This window comes from Planctomycetota bacterium (genome assembly GCA_039182125.1).
In the GTDB taxonomy this organism is placed as follows: domain Bacteria; phylum Planctomycetota; class Phycisphaerae; order Tepidisphaerales; family Tepidisphaeraceae; genus JBCDCH01.
Map to the genome: position 1 here is coordinate 1 of JBCDCH010000113.1, position 8,070 is coordinate 8,070.

Annotated in this window: 7 protein-coding genes; all 7 read left to right on the forward strand. The window is 64.8% G+C overall.

The window, feature by feature from the left end; translation table 11 throughout:
* Positions 1-345, forward strand: a 345-nt coding sequence (locus tag AAGD32_17940; GenBank protein MEM8876130.1) for a DUF417 family protein, incomplete at its 5' end; no start/stop codon positions are given.
* An 81-nt stretch (positions 346-426) separates the two neighbouring features.
* A complete protein-coding gene (locus tag AAGD32_17945) occupies positions 427-804 on the forward strand; it encodes a hypothetical protein (protein MEM8876131.1) in 378 nt (125 codons plus the stop codon).
* A gap of 87 nt (positions 805-891) precedes the next feature.
* On the forward strand, positions 892-2,091 hold the full coding sequence (locus AAGD32_17950; GenBank protein MEM8876132.1) for an FAD-dependent oxidoreductase: 1,200 nt from the start codon (positions 892-894) through the stop codon (positions 2,089-2,091).
* 265 nt (positions 2,092-2,356) lie between these two features.
* On the forward strand, positions 2,357-2,782 hold the full coding sequence (locus AAGD32_17955) for a hypothetical protein (GenBank protein ID MEM8876133.1): 426 nt from the start codon (positions 2,357-2,359) through the stop codon (positions 2,780-2,782).
* A gap of 84 nt (positions 2,783-2,866) precedes the next feature.
* A complete protein-coding gene (locus AAGD32_17960) occupies positions 2,867-4,360 on the forward strand; it encodes a TolC family protein (protein ID MEM8876134.1) in 1,494 nt (497 codons plus the stop codon).
* Complete coding sequence (locus AAGD32_17965; protein ID MEM8876135.1) at positions 4,357-5,814, forward strand: hypothetical protein; 1,458 nt, start codon at positions 4,357-4,359, stop codon at positions 5,812-5,814. Before AAGD32_17960 ends, AAGD32_17965 begins: the two co-directional genes overlap by 4 nt.
* A 3-nt stretch (positions 5,815-5,817) precedes the next feature.
* Positions 5,818-8,070, forward strand: a 2,253-nt coding sequence (locus AAGD32_17970) for an efflux RND transporter permease subunit (GenBank protein MEM8876136.1), incomplete at its 3' end; no start/stop codon positions are given.

Genomic DNA, 8,070 nt, shown 5'->3' on the forward strand with positions numbered 1-8,070 from the left:
ATCTCCGGCCTCGTGCAGAACAGCCCGCTGATGAGCTGGATGTACGACATCGTGAGCGTCCGCGGCTTCGCGGCCGGGCTCGGGGTGACCGAGCTGGTGATCGCCGCCATGATCGCGATCGGCCCCTGGTTCCGGCGTATCGGCGCTGTGGGTGCATTGCTCGCGGCAGGGATGTTCGCGACCACGCTGAGCTTCATGCTCTCGACGCCGGGTGTCTTCGAGCCCTCTCTCGGCGGATTCCCCGCTCTCTCGATCGCCCCGGGACAGTTCCTGCTCAAGGATGCTGTTCTGCTCGGTGCATCCATCTGGCTGCTCGGTAACTCCCTGAAGGCGAACCGCAAGTAAACGTGAACCGGCACCGCGTGCCACGTACAGACCAGACACTCAACCGGGACGGACGTCCCGGCCAGACGAAAGGAAAGTTCAATGTCATCGATCATCGACAACACCAACACCATGATGGAGCAGCTCAAGCAAGGGGATTTCCTCTCCGGGATGGAGCAGTTCTACGCGGACGACGCCGTGAATGAGGAAATCACCGGGGCCAAGGTGGTCGGCCGACAGGCCATCATCGAGAACGAGAAGAAGGTCCTCGAAGGTGTGCAGGCGTTCCACAGCGTCACCGTGCACAGCGTGGGCGGGCACGAGACCAGCCCCGGCAACGGCGTGACGTTCGCGGAGTACTCGATCCGCGTGGACATGAAGGATGGCTCGACCTTCAACCCCGATCAGGTGCAGGTGACGACCTGGAAGGACGGCAAAGCCAGCCATATCAAGTTCTACTACGATCCAAGCCAGATGTGAGCGCATCCCAGCCGCGCCCGGCGGACACGCCGGATTCGGCATTCGAGTTGATCTTGACCTGTTCCGTAACTCATGAGGGCACACACGATGCCGGATTCCCAACTGACCCTGTTCGGCGCGAACTGGTGCCCCGACTGTCGCAATACCAAGGTGTTTCTCGGCGAGATGGGCGTGTCCTACCAGTGGGTCGATGTCGATGCCAACCCGGACGCCAACGAGCGGATCGCCTCTCTCAACAACGGCAAGCGCGTGATCCCGACGATCGAGCTGGCCGACGGCCGGGTGATGGTCAACCCGTCGAACGCCGAACTCGCCGACGCGCTCGGCATCCAACGCCAGGCCAAGCGTGAGTTCTACGACCTCATCGTCATCGGCTCCGGTCCCGCTGGCCTGACCGCGGCGCTCTACGCAGCGCGGGAGGGGCAGAATGTGCTCGTCATCGACAAGGGCCCCGTCGGCGGTCAGGTTGCGACAACAGACCGCTTGGACAACTTCCCGGGTTTCCCAGAAGGCATCGAGGGACGAGAGTTTTCGGCACGCCTCGGTCAGCAGGCCGAGCGGTTCGGTGTCGAGATCCTGACCGCGACCGAAGTCATCGGCCTCCAATGGAGCGACTCATGCCGCACGGTCCGTGTTGCCGACGGACGCGAGTACGGCGCGGCCGCGGTCTTGCTCGCGACGGGGTCGACCTACCGGCGTCTGAACGTCACCGGAGAAGAAGAGTTCGTCGGGGCGGGTGTTCACTTCTGTGCCACCTGCGACGGACCGTTCTACCAGGGCCAGCACGTGGCGGTTGTCGGCGGTGGTAACAGCGCCGGGGAAGAGAGCCTGTTTTTGACACGGTTTGCTGATCGGGTCACGCTACTTGTCCGAGAAGATGCCATGACGGCGAGCAAGCTCGTTGCCAATAAAGTCGCGGAGCACGACGCGATTGATGTCCGTTACAGCACGACCGTTTCGCGGTTCGAGGGCGACGGATCGCTGCAACGCGTGGTCACCAGCGGCCCCAGCGGCGAGCAGGCGCTCGAAGTGCCCGGTGTCTTCCTATTCATCGGACTGAAGCCGAACACCCAGTGGCTGCCCGACACGATCGACCGCGACGAAGCAGGATTCGTGGCCACGAATGGCAGCATGCAGACCAACCTTCTTGGCATCTTCGCCGCCGGCGACGTCCGCGCGGGGAGCACAAAGCAGGCGGCAAGCTCCGCTGGCGAGGGAGCCGCCGCCGCTCTCATGATCCGAGACTTCTTGAATCAGCGACCGGATCTTGCGGCTCACCCTGTGTAGCGGTCTTATTCATCTGCCAGAGTAACGAGCGATCGCCCGGCCGCACCTCAGCCCACTTCCCCGAAGAGAGATGCGCCTGTAGCAGCAGCCAAGGGCACCGCGATAAGCGCCTATCTAGTCGGCCTCGACATCGCGGCGTGTCAGGACGCGTGACCGCGATTCTGGCCGCGATACTGGCTGCGAGGCCCCAACGTCAACGCACATCGCGTGCCGCAGCGCCGGTTCTCAAGCAACGCCCGGCAGGAGCCGACATATACTTCTGTCCGTGAACCATCGTCCGCTCGCCATTTTACTCACCGCGATCATCGCCTTGCATGCCCTCGCCGGCGGCGGTGGCGGCACGGCTGTGGTGTGCCTTGGCGGGGGTCATGAGCACGCTCCCGCGGAGTCCGATCACTGTGAGTCCGAGTGCGGGCACCACAGTTCGTGGCCGCTGCCCGTCCCCGCGGGTGAGCACGAGCACGACTGCGATTGCACGGATATCGAGCTCGCCGTTGCGGAACTGCTCAGCTTGCCGCGCGGCGACAACGCGGGCGACGCGGCCCCGGTTGCAGTGCCGACCCAAGCTTGGGGTGTTGTGCTCGTCGAGGCAGGTCTCGGCCAGCGCAGGCCACCGCGACCGCCGCCTTGGTTTGACCCCGGCAGAGCCCATCGGCTTGCGATCGTTGCGAGCGTTCGTCTGACCATCTGATCCTGTCTGTTGCTTCGCGCGTACCGCGCCGACGCTGTCGGCTGCGGCTGGTGTCGCTTTGGACCCGAACAGGATTCAGGACCCATGAACAACTTGAAACGCCCGCTGTCCCTAAGGGCAGGATGGCCGGGGCTCGGCTCGGCGGCGGTGCTGTGTGCGCTGGTCGGCTGCCAGTCCTACGAACGAGCACCGCTGAACCTTGCCGAGCATCGGTCCGCGTTCAGCTTGCGGCTCGACAACACCGAAGCCATTGAACGCTTTGCCGAACGACTCGCCGAGGCGGATGAAGCGGTCGTCGAGCATTTCGACCCTACCGACGGACTCACGCAGGCCGAGGGCGAAGTCCTCGCGCTGTTCTACAACGCGGACCTCCGGATCGCTCGGCTCGATGCGGGCGTTGCACTCGCGACCTTCGAGACAGCAGGGCTGTGGGAAGACCCCGAGTTCGGCTTCGACGGTGCTGAGATCCTCTCGCCGGCCGGGCCGTTCGAGTACGGCCTCACCCTGAGTCTGACGATCCCGGTCTCGGGACGGCTCGGTGTGGAGAAGGACCGGGCCGGGGCGGCGTATGAGGCCGAGCTGCGGCGGATTGTCGACGCCGAGTGGCGCACGCGGGCCCAAGTCAGGTCGGCATGGGCCGCGTGGTCGGCTGCCTCCGAACGCTTAGGTCTGCTTCGCGAAGTCGTCGGGCAAGTCGAACGCGTCGCGTCGATCACCGACCGCCTCGAATCCGCCGGTGAGCTGACACGCGTCGAAGCTCGCCTGCTGCGCGTCGAGCTCGTCGAGACCCGTGCCAACATTGCCCAGGCCAAGCTCGATGAAGCGTCCACGAGGATCAGGCTGCTCGGGCTCCTCGGGCTTTCGCCCGACTCCTCCGTCGAGTTGGTCCCTAGGTTCAGCGGCGTACGAGATGGCGATATTGAGACGAGCGTTGATCGGTTGATCGAGGCGAACACACTGCTCGCGGTCCGCCGCGCCGAGTACCAGGTCGCTGAGGAATCGCTCCGGCTCGAAATCCGCAAGCAGTACCCCGACATCACGCTCGGCACCGGGTTCGGGAGCGAGGACGGCGACGACCGTCTGCTGCTGGGGCTCTCGATCCCGATCCCGGTCCTCAACGCCAACCGCGCCGGCATTGCCCAGGCGAGGGCCAAGCGGGATGTGGCCAGAGTGGCCGCCGAGACCACATTCGAACGCCTCACCCAAGAGCTAGCTTTGGCGAAGGCGTCGTTCGATGCTGCACGAACACAGCGTGAAGCGTTCGAACGCGACCTTGTGCCCATGCTCGATGAGCAATCGTCCGAGGTCGAACGCCTGGCCGACCTGGGCGAGGTCAACACACTCATCCTGCTCGAAACAGTGACACGGCGTTTCGAGGCCAAGAGCCGACTTCTTGACCTGCGTCTTGCGGAGCTGCGCGCCGCCATCGAGATCACTCGGCTGCTCGGCCCGGATGAACCCGTGTCACCCGCCCCCATTGATGCACAGGCCGACAGCATCCCCCAGAACACAACTGACAGCTCGGCCGCGGACGACGCGCCCGCCGAACCGCGTCATGAAAACGAGGCCTCCCGATGAACACGACCCAACGAACCCTGCTGCTCGCCGCTGCGATGATGCTGCTGCTCACGCTCACCGCGTGCGATCGTGGCTCATCCGCGATCGAGCACGCCGACGGTGACGGGCACGACCACGCAGAGGACGAGGCACCAACGAATCCGAACCTCGTAGCGATACCCGCCGCGGTGCGATCGAATCTCGGCATCACGTTCGTCGAGGTCGAACGCCGCCGGGTTGAGCAAACGCTCCGCGTGCCCGGCCGCTTCGAGTACCTGCCGACAGCGCGCCGAGAGTACCGCACCGCGGTGCCAGGCCGTGTCGAGATGCTTGTTGAGCAGTTCGACCGCGTCGAGGCGGGCCAGCGGCTCTATCGGCTGGATTCGCCGGCGTGGCGCGAAACGCAGCAGCAGCTCGCCGATGCAACCGCGCAGATCGAACGCCTCGGGGCTCGGCTGGAAACCTTCGAGCCGCTCCTCGCTGCGCACCAACAGCACGAAGACAGCCTGCACGAAAGCGTTGCGGTCTGGAGCGAGCGGGTCGAGCAGTTGCAATCGGTCCGTGAGGCTGGCGGCGGACGCGTCGATGAGCTTGCCCAGGCCCGGGCGGCGCTCGCGAGCACGCGCGCCGATCTCGCGAATGTCATGGAGAAGAAGGCGGAACTCTCGGCTGATCGGCAGCAAGCCATCGCCGATCAGCGTGCGTCACGGTCACGCTTGGAGTATCTCATTGATGCGGCCTCGGCCGTCGTCTCGCGTTCGCGTGAAGAGCTCACGGCGATCCATGACACGCCGCGCGGCCCTGAACCCGCGTGGGCAACAATCACGACCATCATGGTCACCGCGACCGAAGCGGGTGTCGTCGAGATGCTCGGTCTCACCAACGGATCGTGGACCGATGAGAAAACGCCTGTACTGACCGTTGTGCAGCCCGATCAGCTGCGCTTCCGCGCGTCGGGGCTTCAGAGTGATCTCGGCGTGCTGCGTGATGGACTCGCGGCACGCATCGTGCCGCCGACACCAACGACAACCGGCCGGGCGGTCCCACTGACCGACACAATGGAGGGCACGCTCTCGCTCGGGCTCGCCGGTGATCCCACTGACCGATCGCTGGATCTGTACGTTGTCCCTGAGGACCTCAAGCCTTGGGCTCGCCCGGGGATCTCCGCACAGCTCGAAATCGTAACGGATGCCACTGCTTCGCCCGAACTGACGATCCCGCTTGCGGCGGTCCAGCGGGACGGGCTCACACCCGTCATCTTCCGCAGAAACCCGAGCAACCCAAACGAGGCGATTCGCATGGAAGCGGATCTTGGCAAGGACGATGGCCGATGGGTCTCGCTGCTCAGCGGCGTGCGCGACGGCGACGAGGTCGTCCTGGACGGCGCGTTCCAGCTCATGCTCGCGACCAGCGGCAGCATCCAGAAGGGCGGGCACTTCCACGCCGACGGCACTTTCCACGACGGGGAGCACTAAGCCATGCTCAAAGCCGTCATCCGATTCTCGCTCCAGTACTCGTCGCTCATCCTGATCGCGGCCGTCATGGTCGTCGGCTATGCCTGCTACCGCCTGCCTCGGATGAGCGTTGACGTGTTCCCCGAACTCAACGCCCCGACCGTGACCATCATGGCCGAGTCGGGCGGGCTCGCGGCCGACGAGGTCGAGCAGTACGTCACCTTCCCGATCGAGACCGCCGTCAACGGCATGACCGGCGTGCGCCGTGTCCGGAGCGCGAGCGCGATCGGGCTCGGCATCGTCTGGGTCGACCTCGAATGGGGCACCGATCTCTTCGACGCGCGCCAGCTCGTGGCCGAACGCCTCGTGACCGCGCGGGAGAATCTGCCTGACGAGGTTGAGCCGTTCATCACACCAATCACGTCGATCGCGGGTGAGATCATGCTGATCTCCCTGTCATCGCCCGATGGCTCGGTCAGCCCCATGCAGCTCCGCTCGTACGGCGAGTTTGAGCTGCGGAACAAGATCCTCGCTGTGCCCGGTGTCGCCCAAGTCGTCGCGATCGGCGGCGAGCTTCCCGAGTATCAGGTCAACGTCGATCAGGAGCGGCTGCGGCTCTACGACCTGACCATCACGGATGTCATCGAAGCCGCGGACGGTGCCCACAGCACCGCGAGCGGCGGCTACCTCGTCAACGTCGACAACTTCGAGATCCCGATCCGCCAGCAGAGCCGGGTGACGCGAGCCGAGGACATCGCGAACTCGATTATCAAGTACCACGAGGGTGTCCCGGTCACGATCGGACAGGTCGCCGAGGTTCGGCTTGGCCCGGCGCTCAAGCGAGGCACCGCGTCCGAGGGTGCGGAACCTGCGGTGATGCTCTCGATCCAGAAGTCACCCGGCACCAACACGCTGGCGTTGACCGACAGCCTCGACGCCCTGTTCGATCAGTTCGAACCGATGCTACCCGCGGGTGCCCTGCTCAACCGCGACGTGGTCCGACAGTCGCACTTCATCGACCGTGCGGTCAACAACGTCACCAAGGTCCTTGCCGAAGCGATCATCATCGTGCTTTTGGTGCTGGTCTTGTTCCTGATGAATCTACGGACCACGCTCATCACGCTGACCGCGATCCCGATCTCGCTCGCGGTCGGCCTGCTCATGATGGACGCCTTGAACCTGGGCCTGAATGTCATGACGCTCGGCGGCCTGACGGTGGCCATCGGTGTGCTTGTAGACGACGCGATCATCGATGTGGAGAACGTCTTCCGTCGATTGAAGCAGAACCGGGGCCTACCGGGGGGCGATCGACGGGCGTTCGTGGAAGTCATCTTCGACGCGAGCAACGAGATCCGCCCGGCGATGGTGTTCGCGACCGTCATCATCGTGATGGTCTTCGTGCCGCTGCTCTTCCTGCAGGGTCTCGAAGGCCGATTCTTCCAGCCGCTGGCGCTCACCTACATGATATCGATCCTCGCTTCGCTCGCCGTGGCCTTAACGGTTGTGCCCGCGATGTGCCGGTTCCTGCTGAAGGGCCGGCTGGGGGGCAAGCACGAGGACCGCGACGGCTTCCTTGTTCGGCTGCTCAAGCGTTGCTACGAGCCGGCGCTGCGAACGGCGATCCGCCTCCGCGTCTGGGTACTTGGCACTGCGGGCCTTGTCACCGCCGCCGCTCTGATGCTCGCAAGCACCTTCGGCAGTTCGTTCCTCCCCTCGTTCAACGAGGGCACGTTCACCGTCTTCCTGCTTGCGCCTCCGGGCACCTCGATCGTCGAGAGTGACCGTCTTGCGACCGAAGTCGAGAAGCAACTCGTCGAGATCGACGGCGTGCGATCAGTCTCTCGGCGCACCGGACGAGCCGAGCGTGACGAACACGCCGAGCCGGTGAGCAACTCCGAGATCGAGGTCACGGTCGAAGCCGGGCGGGACCGCTACGAGGTCCGTGAGGAGATCGACCGCATCCTCGGGTCGATTCCTGGTATCACCACGATGGTCGGCCAGCCGATCGAGCACCGCCTGAGCCATGTGCTTTCCGGCACACCTGCTGCGATCGCGATCAACGTGTTCGGCGAGAACCTCTCCGAGCTACGACGCGTCGCCAAGGAGATCGAGGGCGAGTTGCAAACCCTGCCGGGTGCTCGCGATGTGAACGCCAACCGCGAGGTCATGATCACATCGCTGCCGATCCGCTACCGTCACGCCGAACTCGCGGCCGTCGGGCTCAGCCCCGCCGACGCTGCCGAGCAGATGCGCGAAGCGATCTACGGCGAGGTTGTG

What these genes read in the sequence shown, in the direction of transcription:
- AAGD32_17960 (MEM8876134.1), top strand. Translation starts at nt 2,867, where the DNA reads ATGAACAACTTGAAACGCCCGCTGTCCCTAAGGGCAGGATGGCCGGGG.
- AAGD32_17945 (MEM8876131.1), top strand. Translation starts at nt 427, where the DNA reads ATGTCATCGATCATCGACAACACCAACACCATGATGGAGCAGCTCAAG.
- AAGD32_17965 (MEM8876135.1), top strand. Translation starts at nt 4,357, where the DNA reads ATGAACACGACCCAACGAACCCTGCTGCTCGCCGCTGCGATGATGCTG.
- AAGD32_17950 (MEM8876132.1), top strand. Translation starts at nt 892, where the DNA reads ATGCCGGATTCCCAACTGACCCTGTTCGGCGCGAACTGGTGCCCCGAC.